Source organism: Pseudomonas sp. LFS044, assembly GCF_047978245.1.
Taxonomy (GTDB): domain Bacteria; phylum Pseudomonadota; class Gammaproteobacteria; order Pseudomonadales; family Pseudomonadaceae; genus Aquipseudomonas.
On sequence record NZ_JBFPFX010000030.1, the window covers coordinates 1 to 18,989 of the forward strand.

Here is an 18,989-nt window from a genome sequence, read left to right on the forward strand (position 1 = left end):
CCCACAACCGCGGTGCAACACCGAACAGTATGGGAGCCGGCTTGCCGGCGATGGGGCGCAAAGCGGCCCCAGCCATTCTCAAGCCTTGTTCAGCGCCTGAGCGGCTGCCAGCACGGCATCCACATGCCCCGGCACTTTCACGCCACGCCATTCCTGGCGCAACACACCGTCCTTGTCGATGAGGAAGGTGCTGCGGTCAACGCCCATGTATTCCTTGCCATACAGCTTTTTCAGCTTGATCACATCGAACAGTTGGCACAGCGCCTCGTCCTTGTCGCTGATCAGCTCGAACGGGAAGCCCTGCTTGGCCTTGAAGTTCTCGTGCGACTTGAGGCCGTCACGCGACACGCCGAACACCACGGTGTTGGCCGCCGCAAAGGCCGCATGCTGGTCGCGGAAACCCTGGCCTTGGGTGGTGCAGCCTGGTGTGCTGTCCTTGGGGTAGAAGTACACCACCACCTGGCGGCCCTTGAGCTCGGCCAGGCTAACGGACTGGCCGCTGGTGGCCTGGGCCTGGAAGTCGGCGACGGGTTGGTCGAGTGCTACTGCCATGGATGCATTCCTTACACAGGGTTCTGTGGGCGCCAAGGTTCGATCAGCGCGTCCAGGTTGAGGGCGTCGGCAAAGTCGAGGAACTGGTCGCGCAGCCAGCTGATCTGGGTGCCGGCCGGCAGGATCACGGTGAACTGGGCATTGAGCATGCTGCTGCCGGTTTGCGGCGCCAGGTAGGTGTCGCAGGTCATGGCTTCGAGCTCGACACGGTGGTCGAGGAAGAACTGGCACAGCTCGTTGATGATGTCCGGGCGGTAGGCGGCGCTGACGTAGGCCACATAAGGCAGGGCCTGCGGGCGTACTTCCTGGTCGGCGCTGCGCACCACGTCCAGGGTCAGGCCGTGCTTCTTGCCAAGGCCCGGGAGGGTGGACTCGAAGCGGGCCAGGGCATCCCAGCTGCCGCCTACCTGCAATACCAGGGCGCTGGTCTCGCCATGGCGGCTCAGGCGCGAAGTGACGACCGCGCAGCGGTTTTCGAAGGCAGCGCGGCTGAGGACGTTGGCCAGCTCCATCGGGTTGGGGCCCAAGGCACTGATGACAAGGAATTGTTCGCGGACGGTGGGGGTGGACATGCAGCATTCCTAAAGCGATGAGCGGTCGGCACAGGACGGGCGAAAGCCTCCTGTCGGCAGGGCCCGGGGCTCGCATGCGAGGACGTGGACGCTGGCCGGGGAGCAAGGTCGACGGCCCGGCGGGCCGCGCTGCACCGATCAAAGGGTCAAGGGTAGCGAAATAAGGCGCCGAGGGGAATGCTCCGCCCGCCTGCTTCGCTTGTGCAAGGCCGATGCCCCCAGTACCATTACCGCTCTCTTTTTCCGGCAGGAGCAGTTACATGATTGCGGGCAGTATGGTGGCATTGGTCACACCCATGGATGCACAAGGGCGTCTTGATTGGGACAGCCTCGACAAACTTGTAGACTTCCACCTGGAAAATGGCACCCACGCGATCGTCGCTGTCGGCACCACCGGTGAGTCCGCCACGCTGGATGTCGAAGAGCACATCCTGGTCATCAAGCACGTGGTCGAGCGCGTCAAGCGCAGCAAGCGTAATGTGCCGGTCATTGCCGGTACCGGTGCAAACTCCACTGCCGAAGCCGTGCACCTGACCCAGAACGCCAAGAACGCTGGCGCCGACGCCTGCCTGCTGGTAGTGCCGTACTACAACAAGCCGACCCAAGAGGGCTTGTACCAGCACTTCAAGCACATCGCCGAAGCCGTCGACATCCCGCAGATCCTCTACAACGTACCCGGCCGCACCTCCTGCGACATGCAGGCCGAGACCGTGATCCGCCTGTCGAGCGTGCCGAACATCATCGGCATCAAGGAAGCCACCGGCGACCTGGTGCGCGCCAAGGCCATCCTCGATGGCGTCAGCGAAGACTTCATCGTGCTGTCTGGCGATGACCCGACTGCCGTCGAGCTGATCCTGATGGGCGGCAAAGGCAACATCTCCGTTACTGCCAACGTCGCCCCGCGCGAAATGGCCGACCTGTGCGAGGCCGCCCTTGAGGGCAATGCCGAGAAGGCCCGCGCAATCAACGAAACACTCATGCCGCTGCACAAAGACCTGTTCTGCGAAGCCAACCCGATCCCGGTGAAGTTCGCGCTCGTTGAAATGGGCCTGATGCACAAAGGTATTCGCCTGCCGCTGACCTGGCTGAGCGAAGGCTGTCACGAAAAAGTCCGTACTGCCTTGCGCCAGTCCGGCGTACTGGTTTAAGAGGAAGTACACCGCATGAAGCGACTGGCTGGTCTTTCCGCGCTCGCCCTGATCATTTCCAGCACCAGTGGGTGTGGCTGGCTGTGGGGCGAGGATGGCTATTTCCGCGACCGCGGCAGCGATTACCTGCAGGCGCACCCCACCGCGCCAATGCAGCTGCCGCAGGACGCCAGCAACGTCAAGCGCCTTGACCCGCTGCTGCCGATCCCACGCAACGTCGCCGACGACAATGCCAAGGGCGAGTTCGAAGTGCCGCGCCCGCAACCCCTGACCGGCGGTGCCGAAGTCAGCGACTTCAGCCTGCAGCGCAGCGGCAGCAGCCGTTGGGTGCTGGCCCAGCGTTCGCCGGCCGAAGTCTGGCCTGTGGCGCATCAGTTCTTCGAGGACAACGGCTTCCGCATTGTCGAAGAGCGCCCGCAAACCGGCGAGTTCAGCACCAGCTGGCAGCGTTTCGACGAACTGTCGGCCTCGCTCGGCCAGCGCCTGGCGAGCACCGCCAGCAGCGGTGACAGCGAAGTGCGCGTCCGTGTGCGCATGGAGCCTGGCGTGCAGCGCAACACCTCCGAGGTGTACATCGTCAGCGTCGAGCGCCCGGCCGGCAGCACCGCCGACACGGCGTTCCCGTCCACCTCCGCGAACACCGGCGCCGATGCGCTGCTGGTCGACGAAATGCTCGCCAGCATGAACCGCAGCGCCGAGAAGGGCGGTTCGGTCTCGCTGCTGGCCGCGCGCGATTTCGATGCGCCGAGCCGCGTCAGCCTGAGCGAAGACGGCAGCGGCAACCCGGTGCTGTTCCTCGGCTCCGACCTGGACCGTGCCTGGTCCGGCGTGGGCCGCGCTCTGGAGCAGGGCGGCGAATGGCGCGTCGAGGACATCAACCGCAGCTTGGGCCTGTACTACATCAACCTGTCGGAAAAACCTGACGACAAGCAGAACGAGCCTGGCTTCTTCAGCCGCATGTTCGGCAGTGCGCCGACCAAGGAAGAGCGCGAAGCCCGTGCCGAGCGTTATCAGGTGCGCCTGAGCAAGGTCGGCGAGAGCGTGCAGGTTACCGTCGAGAAAAACATCAACACCGTGGCCCCGGCCGATGTCGCTCGCCGCGTGCTGAGTGCCATTCAGGACCACCTGGGTTAAGTGCGCTTCGCGGTACTTGGAAGCGGCAGCCAGGGAAATGGCACGCTGATCGCCAGTGGTGACACGTACATCCTGGTCGATTGCGGGTTCTCCCTGCGTGAAACCGAGCGGCGCCTGGCGCTGCTCGGGGTGTCGGCGGCGCAACTGAGCGCGGTGCTGGTCACCCACGAACATGCCGACCACGTGCATGGGGTGGGCTTGCTGTCGCGGCGCTACAATGTACCGGTCTACCTCAGCCAAGGGACCTTGCGCGGCCTGCGCAAGCCGGTGGAGGTGGCCGGTTTTCTCGCCTGTGGCGACAGCCTGCGCATCGGTAGCCTGCAAGTGAGCGCGGCGCGGGTCGAGCACGATGCCTACGAGCCGCTGCAGTACGTCATCAGTGACGGCCGCCGGCGCTTTGGCATGCTCACCGACCTGGGCTCGTACGATGCGCTGCTGCTGGAACGCTACCAGGGCCTGGACGCACTGCTGATCGAGGCCAACCATTGCCGCGACCTGCTGGCGCGCGGGCACTACCCACGCTTTCTCAAGCAGCGGGTTGGCGGCATGCAAGGCCATTTGAACAACCACCAGGCTGCAACCCTGGTGAACGAGTTGGGCTGGAGCAACCTGCAGCACCTGGTGCTGGCCCACCTCAGTAGCAAGAACAACCTGCCACATCTGGCCCGCCAGTGTTTCGTCGACACCCTTGGGTGCGACCCGGACTGGCTCCAGGTGGCGAATCAGGAACACGGGCTCGACTGGCGCGAAATCGCCTAGCCCAACCACTCAAGCAAGCGGAGCCCAATCATGGAAAAACGCGAAGAACTCTACCGCGGCAAGGCCAAATCGGTTTACAAGACCGACGACGCCGACCGCTTGATCCTGCTGTTCCGTAACGACACCTCGGCGTTCGACGGCAAGCGCATCGAACAACTCGACCGCAAAGGCATGGTGAACAACAAGTTCAACGCCTTCATCATGCAGAAACTCGAAGAAGCCGGCGTGCCGACCCAATTCGACAAGCTGCTGGGCGACAACGAGTGCCTGGTCAAGAAGCTGGACATGATCCCGGTCGAGTGCGTGGTGCGTAACTATGCCGCCGGCAGCCTGGTCAAGCGCCTGGGCGTGGAAGAGGGCATCAAGCTCGAGCCGTCCACCTTCGAGCTGTTCCTGAAGAACGACGAGAAGGGCGACCCGTTCATCAACGAATCGCACGTTGTCGCCTTCGGCTGGGGTACCGCCGAGCAGCTGGCAGAGATGAAGAAGCTGTCGCTGAAGGTCAACGAAGTGCTGAACAAGCTGTTCGATGACGCCGGCCTGCTGCTGGTCGACTTCAAGCTGGAGTTCGGCGTGTTCCACGGCCAAATCGTCCTTGGCGACGAGTTCAGCCCGGACGGCTGCCGCCTGTGGGACAAGGAAACCCGCAAGAAGATGGACAAGGACCGCTTCCGTCAGGGCCTGGGCGACGTGATCGAAGCCTACGAAGAAGTTGCCAAGCGCCTGGGCGTGCCGCTGTAAGCGGCCTGTTCACGCAAGCGCCTGATACCACGTGATTTTTTTGAAAATAAAGGTTTGCGTTTTCAGAATTCGCTGGTATGATGCGCGGCATTGGAGAGATGCCGGAGTGGTCGAACGGGACGGATTCGAAATCCGTTGTACTGGCAACAGTACCTAGGGTTCAAATCCCTATCTCTCCGCCATATTAAAGGCCCCGAGCGCTGTATAGCCCTCGGGGCTTTTTTCGTTTGGGGGATGCTTGGGGGAATGGGGGAGCGTGTAATTCCCCCAGGCGTTCGCTATCATTCCGCCATGGCCTACTACGAAAAGCGCGGTGACGCCTGGCGTGCCCAGATCCGCCGCAAAGGATATCCAACCCTTTCCGCCACCTTTGACACCAAGGTAGAAGCCCAGAGATGGGCTGCCGAGATCGAAGGTAACATGTCGCGCGCACGCTTCGTGGACATGCGCGAGGCCGAGAGCACCACGCTGGCCGAGGCCTTGGGCCGATACCTGTCCGAGGTGACTTCTGGGCTTGCCCACCCCGATCGGTGGCGGCCGGTATTTCAGCTTGGCGCTCAACACGATCAGCAACTACTTTCCCCGGGCCTGCATGGCGGCCCGAATTGAAGGCCTGCGCCTTCACGACTTGCGTCATGAGGCGACCAGTCGTTTCTTCGAGCGCGGCTTCACTATGATGGAAGTCGCGAGTATAACGGGCCACAAGACATTGGCGATGCTCAAGCGGTACACGCATCTTAGTCCTGATCATTTGGCTGAAAAACTTGGTTAACGCAGAGATCTCGAATGGTTAATAAGTACGGCAGGCGTCGCTGGCTACTGTTCACTGTTGTTTTTGGAATGATTCCGATCTTTTTTCGGCTCTCTACGTATTTGTTTCTGAACGATGCAGGAAGTTTCCAGCCGTTTACAGCTTCAGACTTTATCGCTCTTGGTATTGTGCTGCAGGTGTCTGTGTTTACGGAAATGAAGTATACGACATCAGATGATGATCATTGGAGGCAGCTTTTTACAGGGTGTGCTGCTTTATTCCTAACCCTATTTTCTGCCTTCTATCTACTGGTGCTATTCTCAGAGTTGGGAACCAATATCAATTTAGCTTTGATTTTAAAGGTAACTGCGGGTCTTGACTTTGTGTCTGTATTGCTTTACCTGGCTGTTTATGATAGAATAACTGCTGCTACCGCGCACGCTCAATTGAGGGAAGTGCCATGAATACTGCGATAATTGTAGTTAGTATTTTAGCCGGGGCTTTTGGTTTGATTCTAGCAGGGTGGTCAATTGTGAACACTCGAAAAAAATACTATGAAGATTTTTTAAAAAGGACTTCTGTGCGTGAAAAGCTTCGTCTACCTCGATGAGTATAAGATGTACTCTATGTCTTCTCAGCTTATGGAGGGAGTGACGGAGTATATTCTTCAAGAATCTCGAGAAACGGCATCGGCTGAAGGGCACCAATCGGGACCCTTTCTGAGCGGTCGCAAGATTGGCGAGATAGTTGCTAACGCATCATCGAATATCGAGAAGAAATTTCTCCATGATTATGCATATTCTATCTTTGAGTCTAAGTTAACCGAGTTAGACAAGCTTTTCTTTGCTACAAGCGACACCGATATTGAAAGTTTCATAGCGTCAGGTAAGAAAATGATCCGAGTCAGAGCTCGGGTGCAATTCCTAGATGCTGCTGAAATCGCGAAGGTCATGGGTTCTTTGGTTGACATGCAAGATGCCATCTCGGTGGTTTCGCGTAATGATGAGCGTGAGCAAGTTATTCAAGAGATTCTTAAGCTTGAAGACCCGACATCCAAATCAGGTCGTGCCGGCATACTTAGAAAGCAGCTGGCGGTATTGTCTGAGCCGGAAAAGGCAAAACTAGAATCTGAGAATGAGAGAGCAAACTATGCCTCTTTGGCGGGTTTGATTTCAACACATTTGAAGGATCGGCTCGACGTTCTTATGAGCGCTGGCGATTTCCTGGTAAAGGCAGATATGAAAAGAGACTGCCTTAGGAATGAAGAGAATTTTATTTATAAAACTTACTCTCGCTTTTCAGATGTTGAACTTGTGCTAGTGGGCATTGTTACACAAGCCAATCGGGCAAGCAAATCTGAGACTTCCATTCTGCCCTCTGAAAATGAGGAATCCGAGAGCGATGGTTTTAGAAATATGATCATGCGTGCGGTAGAGTGCTTTCAACAGCTTGACTCCTTGTTTACCGATGGGAAAGGAAGCGAGCTGGTGGTTGACCCTATCGCTCTGTATCTCGAAATTGATTGATCAAGTTTGGCTATGTGCTAACTTAAGGCTTGGAAGGGGATTTTTACGTTTTCTTCCAGTCTTGCTCGAATGCGGTTTGCCGGACTTTAGTTCATTTAGAAACAGGTCGGCATCTTGCCTCAGCCAGGAGTGCCGGTTGCCCATCTTGAAGCTCTTGGGCAGCCAAGGCACGCCTCTGCGAATCCCTTCCATGATCGATGCTTCGGTGCGGCCCAGCAGCTTGGCGAGGCCCTCAACCGTCAGCACTTCGGTTTTTTCGCTCATTGCTTCCTCCCGGCCTGACGCGTCAGGTTCTCTTCTTCAGCCTGACCTGTCGCGTCAGCGTTTTTCAACTCATCCACCACTGACTTGATGCCGGCCGCGTAGCTACATGGCCGGCCCGCCTCGGCCCCGGTCAAGCGCTCGATCACCAAGTCGACAGGTGCGGCCCGGAGAGAGGCGGCCATGTCGATCGCCCACTCGCGGCTCTGGAGGAGCATGTACCGGTTGATTGGCCCCGTGATGGCCACATCGGCGCCTCGACGCCCAGGCGGACCTGGCTCCCTTTGACGCCCAGTACGACTACGGTGATGTTGTCGGAAATCTTGATGGATTCGCCGATTGTTCTAGTGAGAATAAGCATGCTCTAGTTCCTTCAGTGAGATTGGGACGCGCGCCGGCGCTGTTCGATGAGTCGGTGGCAAACGCGGCAGGACTTGAGTCCACCCTTGGTCACGTATGTGTTTTCAACGATGCGTTGGTCCGCTCCTATCAGGGCGACCTGGAGGAGTTCGGACTTCTGGATTTCAAATCCGAAAGTACCGGCGCCGGCCTACCGAATACGCATTCCTGAACGAACCCCAGGCAACGCTGCTGCTGACCTTCATGCGCAACACCGAGATCGTCCGGGCCTTCAAGAAAAAGCTGGTCCGTGAGTTCTGGGAGCTTGTGCAGGAACGGAACCGGGCCAAGTCATCCATGCATGAAAACTACATCGAGGCCCTGGAGCACCTGTTGGCCTCGAAGCGCTCCGAGCAGCTGGCGCTTGAGCCGCGTGACTATGCGATTGCCACGAAGGCCGAGATTGGTAGCCGCCGCGAAGCAACGGCCATGGCCACCGTATCCGCCGCGGTGCGCAAGGTCACGCACTAGGAGAATGAGCTTGGCCGAAGCTGCCGACACGCCACTGTCACAGCGGTGGAGAAGGCCGCGCGCCGGTCGTTCGGCATCCAAGGTTTCCGACCGCTAAAGACCTGGTGCGACAGCCACGGTGTGGTCGCGATACGGAGCTTGGGTTATGAGGGCGGCGATCATGGTGTGCGCGATGGCGCTCGCTGGCTGTGGTGGTAGGGTCGAGCCGCAGGTGCAGTACGTGCGCGTCGAGGTGCCCGTTCAGGTGCCGTGCCGAGCGCCGGAGGTGGAAGTACCGGCGTGGGTAGCTGCCGACCTTCGAAAATCCGACAGCCTTCAGACAAAGGTGCGCGCGTTGCTGGCTGAGCGAAGGCAGCGGATCGGATATGAAAAGCAGCTAAAGGCAGCAATCAATGCCTGCAACTAGACCAAAGTCTGAGCTACAAACAGCCTTCCGTATGTGATATCAAAATACCCTCACTACGCACGGAGGTTAATGATGTCTGTAAAGTTTTTCACGGCCAACCCAAATGCCTTGCTCAAGGAGTTCATGGAAAAGATCACACAGGAAGAGAAGGAAGGTTCCATCACTACCTGGGAGATCACTTCTACTGGCTCGTTTACTCACAAGGGGCAGCAGTACGCCCGCGAAGCGTTTTTTCGAGCTGATCCCCAGCCAGAAAATAAAACTCTTTTGTTCAAAATAGTCCGGCCTGAGGGAAAGAACATTTCCCAAAGAGCGTATGGCTATTACCATGGCCATCTGATCGAGACATTCCTGAACCACTTCGACAAGAAGTTCGTTTCCGCCTCGGCCAGCGCCATGCCGGCCGACGGAGATAATGTGCAGGGCTAGTTATCAGATCGCAGGCATGGGAGATAAAGCCGTCCCGTGTTCAAGTGCATCGAAGTACTCTGCGTATCACTTCATGGTCTTCCGGCGCTGGCGTAGGTATGCCGCCTTGTTGTAGGCGCCGGAGACTCCCGCCTCCTTGCGGGCAAGCTGCGTCCCCACGAAATCTTTGCTCCATTCGCTCTCTCGCAGAAGCGGGGGCTCGCAGTGAAGCAGTGGCCAAAAGAGCTTGCAGATGATCTGCCGCTCTATGCAGCTCCGCCTGCGCCGCCCCAGAGCTTAGATATCACGTCCCAATATTAGTAGCCGGCCGCGAGCAGAGAGCCACAAGAACGATCAGAGTCGTGACCCAATGAGCCTTCACTTGTTCGACAATGTGGACTGGATGGATGCCGTTCACGTCGAACCAGCCGCCGAGGGTTTTGAGATTTTCGCGTGCATTCTCGAAGATGTTGCAGAACATATCGAGCTTGCGGAGCGTGGACTGATGAAGCTTCAGGTACCCCCCATTGACGAAAGCTTCGGCCTCTTGTGCGCCGGTGAGGCCATCCTTGTCGGCAATTTGATTGAGCTTAACGAGGCTGAAAATTCGGCTTTCCTGCCTGACTTCGACTCGTGAGATGCATACTGGCGGCCATAAATCGCCACTAGGACCCGAGCGAGGTCGACTTTTCGGTCATCTTGCAGTTCGAAGGGCTGGTCGCCGAGAGTTCGAAGCCTGCGCTCAAGGGCGAAAAAACCGTAGTTCTCATCCCGTATGTCCCAGTGCAGGAACCTGCAGCTGCTGTGCTGTCGCATGAAATCGAAATATCCTTCGAGCATCACCTTTTCCAGCGCAGGGAAGTTTACAATGATCTGGTCAAGACAGCCTTGGAGCTCGGCTGCTTTGTGAATGGACCACGATTTGGTCTGAGTCGACTGTAGGTTTCGGATCGCGATCGAGGTTACCCTGGTAGACCCACCTGTGGAGTTCTCGTAGAACGACTCGCATGAGTAATGCACCACGTACGCCTGATGCGAGTTTGCGTATAGATCTTCAACCAGCTTTCTGTTTGCGGCTCGCTGCTTGACCCGCGCCACCTCAGAACCCATGCCTCACACCGCTCCGTCGTTGGTAGCCTTGCCGAGAATGGGCAGATAGCCAGCTTTTTCGGGTGAGATCCTAGCAATTTTCATGGGGGAATTTTGGGGGCATCGCTCCCCCGAACAATGTGGAACCCTGTTGCGTTATTTTGCGTTTAACAAGCTGAATTCATTGGTCTTTATAGATTAAGCCCAAAAGAATATGAGGTTGAAAACGGATTCGAAATCCGTTGTACTGGCAACAGTACTTAGAGTTCAAATCCCTATCTCTCCGCCTTACATGTGGTAGATGAAGCCCCTGAAAATGATGAGTTTTCAGGGGCTTTTTCGTTGTGCTCGATGTAGTCTGGCTCGGCGTGCGATCCCAAGCGTCTGCTGGGCATGTGGGGCCGGGCTTTCCCACCAAGCATTCAGCGCTGTGCATGGACTTTCACTCTTGGTAGGCATGGGTCTGCGCTGCTTCGTCGCCCTCGCTTTGCTTCGATGCGGGCATGCTTACAAAGCCGGTTGTTTATCAAGCGGCCTCACTGTCAGCTCCACTCCCAATGCAACCATCAGCTTCTGAATCGTAGCGAAACGTGTCTTGTCGCCACCTTTGAGTGTTTTGTAAAGGGACTCTCGATTTACCCCCGCATCTTGAGCGAACTGATTCACGCCTCTAGCTTTTGCCACCTCTCCAAGTGCATGCATCAGGATCTGGGCATCGTTAGCCCTCAACGCTTCTGCGAGAAACGCGGCAATCGTCTCAGGGCTGTCTAGGAATCGAGAAGCCTCGAAGGGTTTGGTATTACTCAGATCCAGATCGAGGATTGGCATATCTTGGGGTTTGGTTGTCTTACTCATCATTTTTTACCTCGCAGAGCGTCAAGAATTCATACGGGTATGCATTTTCAGCTGCGGATGGGGTTTGTGACCTTATCCTTCATCCCCAGCTCCGCATCATCCAGCAGCGCCTTGGCCATTGCGCTTAAGTAATGTGCAGCCCAGATCAGCTTCTCATCTCCCTCCATCACGCCGGTCAAGGTCATGTCTCGCACGTAGCCCATGAGTTCAGATGCCTGTTCGCGGGCGGCTTGGCAGGGGATGCCGGGTTCGATGCGGAATAGCGGTTGGGTCTGGCCTTCTGCCTGGTAGAAGCGGGTTTTGCCTACGGTGGTGTGGCGCTGGGTATCATCTGTGGTCATTGTTTTTCTCCCGGATTTTCTGTTGCCTGGGCCGGCCTCTTCGCGGGGCAAGCCCGCTCCCACAGGTTGCGGGGGTGGCGCCGCAGGACCTGTGGGAGCGGGCTTGCCCCGCGAAGAGGCCGGCATGAGCAGCCCATCATCTGAGCCTTAGTGCAACGATCTAGGTTCAGCCGGCAACTGCACTTGGCGCTGCAGCTGCATCAGCGCCGATTCCACCAGTGCATGGGCAACTTCCATTTCATGGATGACCGCCTGCATCACGATCGAGCTGGGGGAGATGGGTTTCAGTTGCACCGATTGGCGGGCGACGGATAGAGCACAGGTGACGTATTCCGAGGTCTGGACCAGGGTGTCCTGCAGCATGTACGAGGAATCGAGGGAGTAGGGTGGATCGGGGACTATTTTGCGCATGATAGCTCCTGGGTAAGTGGAGCCGCCTGGCAACGCTGTCAAACGAATGGAGGCAGCTGTACATGGATTGACAGACCGGTTACCCAAGAACCCGGCGCACACGAATGTGCCCCATGCACAGCTGCCATGAAGCGCTGCAACGGAAACTTGAATAGTCAGCCTGTCAAAGCCGGTCGTTGATTTGGCAACGACGGACCGAGCCTAGGCCGCAATCTCTCCAGTCGCAATGGTTTGGCAGCGGCAGCAGTATGATTCGGAAATGGACTACAAGGAATGGGAAAAATCTGAGTTAAAAATGTAGGACGCGCTACCACTTCCCCCTTCCAAACCCAATTTTTTGCCTTGTATTGCCGATGTAACCTTGCGTTACAATGCGGCGGCAAAACGCCACTCTCGTCCAGGCCCCCGCCGTAATGAATACGCGCGCTGGACGATGACCCTTTTCTGACATGGATTGGTTGGATGCTCCCCGTCGTACTGGCTTCGCTCAACGCCCTCGGCTTGCAGGGTGAAACCCTGTCCAACGCCCAGCCGTTGAACCCGGCCAGTGCCGCCATCCTCTTGATGCCCCTCAAACAGCCTCGACCTCTGCGGCCTGCCATCGGCTGCGGCGCGCGTGCGCCTGTCGATCCTTTACACACAAACCAGGCCTCTGCCTTGAGCAGAGTGACCCACCGGAAATGGAGTGCTCCACTTGCGTAAGAAATTCGTCGCATCCCTCTTGGCGGTCGCCATCGCCACGACCACCGCCTGTGCACAGCTCGGGATCAGCAAAGAGCAAGCGGGCACCGTGATCGGTGGCCTGGCCGGTGTAGCCATCGGCTCGACCATGGGCAGTGGTAACGGCAAGATCGCCGCAGCACTGATCGCCGGCGGTATCGGCGCCTACGTCGGCAACCGCATCGGCCACATGCTCGATGAAAAGGACCAGCAGGCGCTGGCGCTGCGCACCCAGGAAGTGCTGAGCCAGCCGACCACCGCCAGCGCCCAGCCGGTGACCTGGAAGTCCGATCACTCCGGTGCCACGGCGCAGATCACCCCAGGCAAGGAATACACCCAGACCAAGAAGGTCGAGGTGAAACGCGCGCCGAAGATTCAGGCGGTGCCATCGATGAAGCTGATCAACGAGCCTTACGTCACCATCAGCGACAACCTGAACGTGCGCGCCGCACCCAACGCCAGTGGCGAAAAAGTCGGCAGCCTGAAAAGCCACACCGAGTTCACCGCCGTGGGCTCCACCGGTGACTGGATTCTGGTGGGCCGCAAGGGCGTGACGGTTGGCTACGTGCACAAGAACTACGTCGAGCCCAAGGCTCAGGCCATCGCCAAGCGCGCCGCTCCGGCCATCAACCTGGACGACCTGGATGTTGCCGCGAACAAGGAAACCCAAGGCTTCGACCTTGATTCGATCCAGTCGCTGCCGACCGAGACAGTTGCCGCCGAGGCCGCTTGCCGGCCGGTCACCGTCAGCTTGAAGTCGAAAACCGGCCAGACCGAGCAGGAGCAGAACACCTTCTGCAAACAAGCCAACGGCACCTGGGAACTGATCTGAGGAACTCCATGAAAAAGCACGCGCTCGCGCTGGCAGTGTTCGGCGCTTGCGGTCTGGTACCGCAGGCGTTCGCTCACGAGCTGGCCTTCTCGAAGAAAGAAAACATCAAGGTCGAAGTGCCCGGGGATGCCACCACCTGGTGCAAACCCGAGGTTGAGCTGACCATCACGCGCCCGGTGTGGGACAACCAGGATTTGCTGTCCGGCCTGCTGACCAAGCTGCCGTTCGTGTTCGCCAAGGACTGCTCGACGGCCAAGGTGAGCTGGAAGGCAGTTGATGCCAAAGGTGCCCTCTACGCCAGCGGTTCAGGCAATGCCTCCAACCTTGGCCTGGTGACCCTGGCTGCCGCGCCTGTCGCGCCAGAACCTGCACCTGCACCTGCACCTGCTGCACCTGCTGCACCTGCCGTGGCGCCAGCACCTGCTGCTGCGGCATCGGCCCCTGATCCCGCCCCGGCTGTCGCAGAAGCTGCGCCCGCGAAAGTAGAGGCTGCTCCTGCTCCTGCTCCTGCTCCTGCTCCTGCTCCTGCACCTGCTCCAGCCCCAGCCGTCGTCGCAGAGCCCGCGCCAGCCGCCGTTGCCCAAGCCCCCGCAGCAGCGCCTGCCGCCCCGGCTACCCCTGCACCCACAGCAGCAGTGGCCGCTGCCCCCACATCCGACTACGGCCGCGCTGTTGTCCTGCAGAACCAGAACCTCATGCAGATAACCGACGGCACCGGCTGCAAATGGGTGCTCAGCACCGCGACCATCAGCGATGGCGACACCCTGTCGTTCGGCACCACCCCGGCCATGCCGTGCCCGGCGTCCGGTTTCGGCGAAGGCAGCTTCGAAAAAATCAGCTGGAAGGCGGTCGGTACCTACCGCGGCGATAACTGGAGCCGCGTCTACGTTCACCCAAGCGCGCTGATTTTCACCAAGGACCTCGAAGCCGCGGTAAAGGACAAGGCGGTGGCCTACCTCACCCCGCAAGCCGACCAGGCGGCGTTCCTGGTTGGGGAAATCCCGAGCCGGAAGATGAAGGTGTACCTGACGTTCACGCGCTCGAGCTATGGCGTGCTCAGGCCGTTCGGCAACGACCCGTACTATGTGGCGGTAACGCCCGACGAGTCGTTCGCGCTGGACGCGGCGCAGTACAAGGAAACCGCGCTGGAGATCTTCAACCTGATCAAGACCGCCTCGCCGACCACGACTGATGTGAACAACCTGTTCATCGTCAAAGACCTGTCGGCAATTGCCAACAACGTCTGGGGCAACGACGCGCTGAAGATCACCCGCAACCGCATCGGCATCAATCGCCAAGGCCTGTTCTTCGATGTGCGCGATGGCGCCAACTGGGCGGCCCAGCGTGAGCAGCAGCGGGTGCGCGAGGCGCGTCGGCGCCAGCAGGAACTGGCCCGGGTGCACACGCATGTGCTGGAGCGTTACCAGCAACTGCAAGAAGGCATGAGCGAGTTCAAGGGCCGCGAAACCGAAGCCCTGGCGCAGATGGCCGGTATCAAGGTGCGCTTCGGCTCGCCGCTGGCGCTGCAGGACCCGTCGTCGTCGGCCAGCGTCACGCCGATGATGGTGCATGTCACCGGCAAGAAAGGTGACTTCTACACCATCGACTTCCCAAGCAAGGGCCGCCTCGTAGCGGATGAGGAATACAGCGAAGGCTGGTACGTCACCCAGGTGGCCAACGCCACCCCGTACTTCCCGCTGGAAGACGGCCGCGCGGTCGTCACCTACCGCGCCTACAGCGCCGGTGAGCCGGAGGCCTGCAAGCAGGACCACTGTGCTGACCGTGTGTCGTTCGGCGCTGTGCTGGCCAAGGAATTCCCCAACGCGGGCATCGACTTCAGCTGGACCCCAGAGGTCTCCCAACAGTTCGTGAACGACTGGAACAACGCTTCCGCTCAGGTCCAGTGAGGCATACACCATGATCAAACAGATGAACAAAAAGCAGCTGCTGATAGGCGGTGTTGCCGCTGCAGTGCTGGTGCTCGGCGGCGGCTTCGCGATGGTTTCAAGCGCTGGCAAGAAGGCCGCACTGAGCTATTACGATGAGTTCAAGGAGCGCTACTTCCTTGAGGACGTGCTGTCCGAAGGCGAGGTTTCGTATTCGGCCTTCTCCGGCAACCTGACCGTGGCCGACCCTGAGATCCGCATGGCCACCGCGCAGACCAACGGGGCGATGAATTTCCTGCGCAGCCTCATGGGCTCATTCGACCCCAGGGGTGCTGGTTCCAGCGAAACGGGCCTGGCGAGTTGGGCCAAGTACCAGCTCGATGCGGTTTCCGGCCGCAATGTCGCGGGTGTCTACCTGAAAGCCGATGCCCTGAAAGTTGCCCGCGATGGCGACAGCAAGGCGGGAGAGATCCACATCCAGTTGCTCGGCCTGCAGATGGGCAACCCGTTCATTTCCCACAAGGGTGCTGAAGTGGTGCTGGTCTCTGACGTGAACGACGAGATCCAGCCGCGCGCTGAATTGTCGGCAAACGGTCGCGCCACCCAGTCGGACTTCTCCTGGGGCACCAACCTGGCTGTGCGCCAGCCGGTCACCGGTGCGTTCCTGGTCAACAGCACCGGCACCTTTGGCACCCAGGTCGACGTGGATTTCATCCTCAAGCGCTCCAGCGATGGTGAAGGCTCGATGAAGTTCGTGGTCACCCACCGCAATGACGGCTCCAAGGTCGGCGAGATCGTGCGCAAGGCCGACTTCGCCTCGCTGCCGGAACTCGACGATGTGGAAGACGGGCTGAAGAACGCGCTGAGCGGCTTCATCCTCGGTGCATATCAGCCATACGCCGGTCAGGCGGCGCTGACCGAGGCTGTCAGCAGCTTCGCGCGGGTGGCCAAGGTCGAGAATTACTCGGTCACCTACAGCGGCTTCAAACCGCTGAAAGAAGCCTACGGCAGCTACCAGGAAGCCACACCCAAGGCCAAGTTCGAGGCCTTCTGCGAAGAGGTCGGGCTGTCACAGTGGTCCAGCGACTTTGGCGCCAAAGGCAAAAACCACAGCGACTCGGAATGCGCCATCAGCCGCAAGCTGGTGGAGGAAGGCAGTTTCGAGGAGGAGTACAAGTTCAAGGAAGGCAAGAGCCTGTTTGCAGCGCTTTTCGTCAGCAAGGCGTACGAACTGGAAAGCAATTGAGCCGGTGACGGTGCCAATCGCGTAAACCGAAAGGGTGGCTCAGGCCACCCTTTTTGCTGTGGCGGTCAGCAGGTGACAACTTAGTACTGGTCCGCAATCAAATCCTACCGAAAGCTAACAATAGATAGCGGAAACAGGTAGTTTTTGATATCTGTTGGTATAACTCGTTTAGGAGGTGCCCCATGGACCCTTACCGCAACCCATTTGCACCTGGCGCAGGCAGCAGGCCCCCGGAACTGGCAGGGCGCGATGTGGTGCTGGATCATGCTCGAATAGCCTGTGGTAGAGCGGTCAATGGTCGCAGCGCCAGGTCCATGATGCTGCTCGGTTTGAGAGGCACCGGGAAAACGGTATTGCTGAATGAAGTCGGGAAGATTGCCGAGGACGAAGGCTTGCTGGTTTCAAAAGTCGAATCTCCGGAAGAAGAAAGCTTGGCCCGGTTGCTCTACCCCGAAATGCGCAAGGTCATGCGCTCGCTCTCAACCGTAGAAGCCGCCAAACAGATCGCTAATCGTGGACTCAAAGGGCTGCGGGGCTTCGCGTCCATCTTCAAGATTGATATTGCCGGAGTGGAAGTTGGCGTGGAGCCGGAGCCCGGGTTGGCCGACAGTGGCAACCTTCAGTACGACTTGCCAGACCTTTTCAACGTTATTGGTCGGGCAGCAAAGGCCGCAGGCAAAGGCTGGATTTTGCTGATTGATGAAGTGCAGTACCTGTCTGAAGCTGATTTACGGGCATTGATCGTCTCGATGCACCGCATGTCTCAGGAAGGTTTGCCGATACTGCTTGTTGGGGCAGGCTTGCCTCAGGTGGCGCGTCTTGCAGGGGAGGCGAAGTCTTATGCGGAACGACTTTTCCTCTATCCCGAAATCAATGCACTGGATGCGGAGGCCGCTGCTCAGGCAGTCCTGAAGCCGATCCTGGAAGAAGAGGCGTCCATTGCACAGGCCGCCCTTGAAGAGATTGTCGTACGTACGAAGGGGTATCCTTTCTTCCTGCAAGAGTGGGCATCTACGGCGTGGAACTGTGCTGAAGGGCCGGAAATATCGTTGGATGATGTGGTGAAGTCCTATTCAGAAACGCTGGCCTTGCTTGACGCGGGGTTCTTCAGGGTGCGTATCGACCAGTTGACGCCAAGCGAAGTGCTTTTCGTTAAAGCGATGTCGCAGCTTGGTGATGGGCCCTATGCGGTGAGTGATGTCGCGAAGGCGCTGGGGCGCCCACAATCATCATTAGGGCCGACAAGGGCCAAGGTTATCTCCAAGGGGATGGCCTACAGTACAGATCATGGCTTTCTGGATTTTACCGTGCCGCTTTTTGCCGAGTACATGCGGCGGCAAGGTTAGGCTTCAATCCTCAGCGCATCGCCGCCAGCTTGATCCCAAACCCCACCAGGCAAGCCCCCGCCAGCCGCTCGAACAGGTTGGCAATGCGCGGGTTGGCGCGCATGCGCTCGGCCAGTTGGTGGGTTAGCACCACGGCAATCAGCCCATACAGGAACGTCACCACCGCCACGGTCGCTGCCAGGAAGCCGAAAGTCACCAACCCTTGGTGCTTCACCGGGTCGACGAACAGGGGGAAAAATGCCATGTAGAACATGATCGCCTTGGGGTTGAGCAAGGTGATCATCGTGGTCTGGCGCAGGTAGTGGCCATTGTCCATGCGGCTGGCGCGCGGGGCGCCGCCAGGCTTGCTCAGCAGCATGCGCATGCCCAGGTAGGCCAGGTACGCCGCACCGGCCCACTGCACCACGTGGAAAGCAGCGGGGTAGGCGGCCAGCAGGGTCGCGACGCCCGCCACCGCCAGCCACAGCAACACTTGGTCTCCCAGAATCACCCCGCAGGTCGCCGCCATGCCTGCCTTGATACCGCCCTTGCCGGTGGCGGTGATCAGGGCGAAGTTGCCTGGGCCGGGGATGGCCAGGACGATGATGAAGGCGATGACGAACGCGCCGTAGTCGGTGACGCCGAGCATGGGGAACTCCTGTAGGGCAGTGCAAAGGCAGAACCGTAGACTATCGTTGGCTGCGGCCTGCTTTACAACTGCCCTGTGGCAGGTTTCAAACTTGGTGGATCAGGGTTTTACTTCGCGGGTGAGTTTCGATGTCCATGGGCACCAGTGGCAGCCAGGCAGGAATGCACCGCAGGCTTCGTCGAGATGGTCTTCTACGTATTGGGTGCCGGCATCGCACACTTCGATCGCCACGTCGAAAAAGTTGATCGAATCCGGGTCCAGATGAAAGCTCCAGTTCGGGTTGTAGGGCTGCTCGCGTTTTATGATCCGGCCATGGACATGAACTTCGTTGATTTCCTCGCCCGAGAGGATTTTGCGGGCGTGGGCGATACGCTGTTCATTGGTCAGCTTGAAGATGAACTCTCGCGGCGTATCAACGGTGGTGAGGGCGAAATAGGCTTCCATGCAGTTGCTCCTGAGTCGGTTGGGAATCGGCTGTAGCGCTCTCAGGTATAGATGCAAGGCGTG

General features: G+C 58.7%; 25 protein-coding genes, 1 tRNA gene and 1 pseudogene. 17 read left to right on the forward strand and 10 right to left on the reverse strand.

Going from position 1 to position 18,989, the window contains the following annotated elements; all coding sequences use genetic code 11:
* Positions 1 to 78: 78 nt before the first annotated feature.
* The gene (locus ACNQPL_RS21610) at positions 79 to 552 is read right to left on the reverse strand and encodes a peroxiredoxin (RefSeq protein ID WP_346611716.1); all 474 of its coding nucleotides are present in this window, start codon (positions 550 to 552) and stop codon (positions 79 to 81) included.
* A gap of 11 nt (positions 553 to 563) precedes the next feature.
* Complete coding sequence (locus ACNQPL_RS21615) at positions 564 to 1,124, reverse strand: glycine cleavage system protein R (protein WP_346611715.1); 561 nt, start codon at positions 1,122 to 1,124, stop codon at positions 564 to 566.
* Positions 1,125 to 1,384: 260 nt separating this feature from the next.
* On the opposite strand from ACNQPL_RS21615, the gene dapA reads away from it, so the two are divergent.
* The 9 genes from dapA (at position 1,385) to ACNQPL_RS21660 (ending at position 7,183) form a co-directional block, all read left to right on the forward strand.
* A complete protein-coding gene (gene dapA, locus ACNQPL_RS21620; protein ID WP_346611714.1) occupies positions 1,385 to 2,272 on the forward strand; it encodes a 4-hydroxy-tetrahydrodipicolinate synthase in 888 nt (295 codons plus the stop codon).
* Positions 2,273 to 2,287: 15 nt separating this feature from the next.
* Complete coding sequence (bamC, locus tag ACNQPL_RS21625; RefSeq protein ID WP_346611713.1) at positions 2,288 to 3,406, forward strand: outer membrane protein assembly factor BamC; 1,119 nt, start codon at positions 2,288 to 2,290, stop codon at positions 3,404 to 3,406.
* The gene (locus tag ACNQPL_RS21630; RefSeq protein ID WP_416467868.1) at positions 3,407 to 4,165 is read left to right on the forward strand and encodes an MBL fold metallo-hydrolase; all 759 of its coding nucleotides are present in this window, start codon (positions 3,407 to 3,409) and stop codon (positions 4,163 to 4,165) included.
* A gap of 30 nt (positions 4,166 to 4,195) precedes the next feature.
* Entirely contained in the window at positions 4,196 to 4,906 is a 711-nt protein-coding gene (purC, locus tag ACNQPL_RS21635) for a phosphoribosylaminoimidazolesuccinocarboxamide synthase (RefSeq protein ID WP_012315794.1), read from the forward strand.
* A 92-nt stretch (positions 4,907 to 4,998) separates the two neighbouring features.
* Positions 4,999 to 5,088 (forward strand) — tRNA-Ser (locus ACNQPL_RS21640).
* Positions 5,089 to 5,197: 109 nt separating this feature from the next.
* Complete coding sequence (locus ACNQPL_RS21645) at positions 5,198 to 5,515, forward strand: hypothetical protein (protein WP_416467915.1); 318 nt, start codon at positions 5,198 to 5,200, stop codon at positions 5,513 to 5,515.
* Entirely contained in the window at positions 5,499 to 5,678 is a 180-nt protein-coding gene (locus ACNQPL_RS21650) for a tyrosine-type recombinase/integrase (RefSeq protein ID WP_416467914.1), read from the forward strand. Before ACNQPL_RS21645 ends, ACNQPL_RS21650 begins: the two co-directional genes overlap by 17 nt.
* Positions 5,679 to 5,692: 14 nt before the next feature.
* Positions 5,693 to 6,121, forward strand: a complete 429-nt coding sequence (locus ACNQPL_RS21655; protein ID WP_416467869.1) for a hypothetical protein — start codon at positions 5,693 to 5,695, stop codon at positions 6,119 to 6,121.
* 120 nt (positions 6,122 to 6,241) lie between these two features.
* Positions 6,242 to 7,183, forward strand: a complete 942-nt coding sequence (locus ACNQPL_RS21660) for a hypothetical protein (protein ID WP_416467870.1) — start codon at positions 6,242 to 6,244, stop codon at positions 7,181 to 7,183.
* Here the strand turns inward: ACNQPL_RS21660 and ACNQPL_RS21665 are convergent, their stop codons facing one another.
* The 3 genes and pseudogenes from ACNQPL_RS21665 to ACNQPL_RS21675 all read right to left on the reverse strand — a co-directional run.
* Positions 7,184 to 7,447: a hypothetical protein gene (locus tag ACNQPL_RS21665; RefSeq protein WP_416467871.1), complete on the reverse strand. Its 264-nt coding sequence runs from the start codon at positions 7,445 to 7,447 to the stop codon at positions 7,184 to 7,186.
* Positions 7,444 to 7,662 (reverse strand): hypothetical protein, encoded by a 219-nt coding sequence (locus tag ACNQPL_RS21670; RefSeq protein WP_416467916.1) that lies wholly within the window; start codon positions 7,660 to 7,662, stop codon positions 7,444 to 7,446. The genes ACNQPL_RS21665 and ACNQPL_RS21670 overlap by 4 nt, the downstream gene beginning before the upstream one ends.
* A 32-nt stretch (positions 7,663 to 7,694) precedes the next feature.
* Positions 7,695 to 7,805: pseudogene (locus tag ACNQPL_RS21675) on the reverse strand (carbon storage regulator); the annotation flags it as partial.
* Positions 7,806 to 8,047: 242 nt separating this feature from the next.
* Between ACNQPL_RS21675 and ACNQPL_RS21680 the strand changes: the two are divergent.
* The 4 genes from ACNQPL_RS21680 (at position 8,048) to ACNQPL_RS21695 (ending at position 9,765) form a co-directional block, all read left to right on the forward strand.
* On the forward strand, positions 8,048 to 8,314 hold the full coding sequence (locus ACNQPL_RS21680; protein WP_416467872.1) for a hypothetical protein: 267 nt from the start codon (positions 8,048 to 8,050) through the stop codon (positions 8,312 to 8,314).
* A 145-nt stretch (positions 8,315 to 8,459) separates the two neighbouring features.
* Positions 8,460 to 8,720: a hypothetical protein gene (locus tag ACNQPL_RS21685; RefSeq protein WP_416467873.1), complete on the forward strand. Its 261-nt coding sequence runs from the start codon at positions 8,460 to 8,462 to the stop codon at positions 8,718 to 8,720.
* A gap of 72 nt (positions 8,721 to 8,792) precedes the next feature.
* Entirely contained in the window at positions 8,793 to 9,149 is a 357-nt protein-coding gene (locus ACNQPL_RS21690; RefSeq protein WP_416467874.1) for a hypothetical protein, read from the forward strand.
* 361 nt (positions 9,150 to 9,510) lie between these two features.
* Positions 9,511 to 9,765 (forward strand): hypothetical protein, encoded by a 255-nt coding sequence (locus ACNQPL_RS21695; RefSeq protein WP_416467875.1) that lies wholly within the window; start codon positions 9,511 to 9,513, stop codon positions 9,763 to 9,765.
* Between the two features lie 959 nt (positions 9,766 to 10,724).
* Here ACNQPL_RS21695 and ACNQPL_RS21700 read toward each other — a convergent pair.
* From ACNQPL_RS21700 to ACNQPL_RS21710, 3 genes are all read right to left on the reverse strand, one after another.
* Positions 10,725 to 11,075: an addiction module antidote protein gene (locus ACNQPL_RS21700; protein ID WP_416467876.1), complete on the reverse strand. Its 351-nt coding sequence runs from the start codon at positions 11,073 to 11,075 to the stop codon at positions 10,725 to 10,727.
* A gap of 44 nt (positions 11,076 to 11,119) precedes the next feature.
* A complete protein-coding gene (locus ACNQPL_RS21705; RefSeq protein WP_416467877.1) occupies positions 11,120 to 11,413 on the reverse strand; it encodes a DUF3077 domain-containing protein in 294 nt (97 codons plus the stop codon).
* Between the two features lie 147 nt (positions 11,414 to 11,560).
* Positions 11,561 to 11,824, reverse strand: coding sequence for a hypothetical protein (locus tag ACNQPL_RS21710; RefSeq protein ID WP_416467878.1), 264 nt, complete (start codon positions 11,822 to 11,824; stop codon positions 11,561 to 11,563).
* A gap of 694 nt (positions 11,825 to 12,518) precedes the next feature.
* Here ACNQPL_RS21710 and ACNQPL_RS21715 point away from each other — a divergent pair.
* The 4 genes from ACNQPL_RS21715 (at position 12,519) to ACNQPL_RS21730 (ending at position 17,854) form a co-directional block, all read left to right on the forward strand.
* Positions 12,519 to 13,376 (forward strand): SH3 domain-containing protein, encoded by an 858-nt coding sequence (locus ACNQPL_RS21715; protein WP_346611708.1) that lies wholly within the window; start codon positions 12,519 to 12,521, stop codon positions 13,374 to 13,376.
* An 8-nt stretch (positions 13,377 to 13,384) separates the two neighbouring features.
* On the forward strand, positions 13,385 to 15,283 hold the full coding sequence (locus ACNQPL_RS21720; RefSeq protein WP_416467879.1) for a hypothetical protein: 1,899 nt from the start codon (positions 13,385 to 13,387) through the stop codon (positions 15,281 to 15,283).
* Between the two features lie 10 nt (positions 15,284 to 15,293).
* A complete protein-coding gene (locus ACNQPL_RS21725) occupies positions 15,294 to 16,508 on the forward strand; it encodes a hypothetical protein (RefSeq protein ID WP_416467880.1) in 1,215 nt (404 codons plus the stop codon).
* A gap of 182 nt (positions 16,509 to 16,690) precedes the next feature.
* Positions 16,691 to 17,854 carry an ATP-binding protein gene (locus tag ACNQPL_RS21730; protein ID WP_416467881.1) on the forward strand — a complete coding sequence of 388 codons (1,164 nt, stop codon included), beginning with the start codon at positions 16,691 to 16,693 and terminating at the stop codon, positions 17,852 to 17,854.
* 10 nt (positions 17,855 to 17,864) lie between these two features.
* Here the strand turns inward: ACNQPL_RS21730 and ACNQPL_RS21735 are convergent, their stop codons facing one another.
* Entirely contained in the window at positions 17,865 to 18,482 is a 618-nt protein-coding gene (locus ACNQPL_RS21735) for a LysE family transporter (RefSeq protein WP_346611704.1), read from the reverse strand.
* 99 nt (positions 18,483 to 18,581) lie between these two features.
* Positions 18,582 to 18,926, reverse strand: a complete 345-nt coding sequence (locus ACNQPL_RS21740) for a hypothetical protein (protein ID WP_346611703.1) — start codon at positions 18,924 to 18,926, stop codon at positions 18,582 to 18,584.
* Positions 18,927 to 18,989: the final 63 nt, after the last annotated feature.

Excerpts from the sequence above, each read along its gene's own strand:
- bamC (WP_346611713.1), top strand. The coding sequence starts at position 2,288 with ATGAAGCGACTGGCTGGTCTTTCCGCGCTCGCCCTGATCATTTCCAGC.
- ACNQPL_RS21735 (WP_346611704.1), bottom strand. The coding sequence starts at position 18,482 with ATGCTCGGCGTCACCGACTACGGCGCGTTCGTCATCGCCTTCATCATC.
- ACNQPL_RS21725 (WP_416467880.1), top strand. The coding sequence starts at position 15,294 with ATGATCAAACAGATGAACAAAAAGCAGCTGCTGATAGGCGGTGTTGCC.
- ACNQPL_RS21730 (WP_416467881.1), top strand. The coding sequence starts at position 16,691 with ATGGACCCTTACCGCAACCCATTTGCACCTGGCGCAGGCAGCAGGCCC.
- ACNQPL_RS21710 (WP_416467878.1), bottom strand. The coding sequence starts at position 11,824 with ATGCGCAAAATAGTCCCCGATCCACCCTACTCCCTCGATTCCTCGTAC.
- ACNQPL_RS21705 (WP_416467877.1), bottom strand. The coding sequence starts at position 11,413 with ATGACCACAGATGATACCCAGCGCCACACCACCGTAGGCAAAACCCGC.
- ACNQPL_RS21720 (WP_416467879.1), top strand. The coding sequence starts at position 13,385 with ATGAAAAAGCACGCGCTCGCGCTGGCAGTGTTCGGCGCTTGCGGTCTG.
- ACNQPL_RS21665 (WP_416467871.1), bottom strand. The coding sequence starts at position 7,447 with ATGAGCGAAAAAACCGAAGTGCTGACGGTTGAGGGCCTCGCCAAGCTG.
- ACNQPL_RS21670 (WP_416467916.1), bottom strand. The coding sequence starts at position 7,662 with ATGCTCCTCCAGAGCCGCGAGTGGGCGATCGACATGGCCGCCTCTCTC.
- dapA (WP_346611714.1), top strand. The coding sequence starts at position 1,385 with ATGATTGCGGGCAGTATGGTGGCATTGGTCACACCCATGGATGCACAA.
- ACNQPL_RS21700 (WP_416467876.1), bottom strand. The coding sequence starts at position 11,075 with ATGATGAGTAAGACAACCAAACCCCAAGATATGCCAATCCTCGATCTG.
- ACNQPL_RS21650 (WP_416467914.1), top strand. The coding sequence starts at position 5,499 with ATGGCGGCCCGAATTGAAGGCCTGCGCCTTCACGACTTGCGTCATGAG.
- ACNQPL_RS21655 (WP_416467869.1), top strand. The coding sequence starts at position 5,693 with ATGGTTAATAAGTACGGCAGGCGTCGCTGGCTACTGTTCACTGTTGTT.
- ACNQPL_RS21685 (WP_416467873.1), top strand. The coding sequence starts at position 8,460 with ATGAGGGCGGCGATCATGGTGTGCGCGATGGCGCTCGCTGGCTGTGGT.
- ACNQPL_RS21610 (WP_346611716.1), bottom strand. The coding sequence starts at position 552 with ATGGCAGTAGCACTCGACCAACCCGTCGCCGACTTCCAGGCCCAGGCC.
- ACNQPL_RS21615 (WP_346611715.1), bottom strand. The coding sequence starts at position 1,124 with ATGTCCACCCCCACCGTCCGCGAACAATTCCTTGTCATCAGTGCCTTG.
- ACNQPL_RS21740 (WP_346611703.1), bottom strand. The coding sequence starts at position 18,926 with ATGGAAGCCTATTTCGCCCTCACCACCGTTGATACGCCGCGAGAGTTC.
- ACNQPL_RS21645 (WP_416467915.1), top strand. The coding sequence starts at position 5,198 with ATGGCCTACTACGAAAAGCGCGGTGACGCCTGGCGTGCCCAGATCCGC.
- ACNQPL_RS21680 (WP_416467872.1), top strand. The coding sequence starts at position 8,048 with ATGCGCAACACCGAGATCGTCCGGGCCTTCAAGAAAAAGCTGGTCCGT.
- ACNQPL_RS21690 (WP_416467874.1), top strand. The coding sequence starts at position 8,793 with ATGTCTGTAAAGTTTTTCACGGCCAACCCAAATGCCTTGCTCAAGGAG.
- purC (WP_012315794.1), top strand. The coding sequence starts at position 4,196 with ATGGAAAAACGCGAAGAACTCTACCGCGGCAAGGCCAAATCGGTTTAC.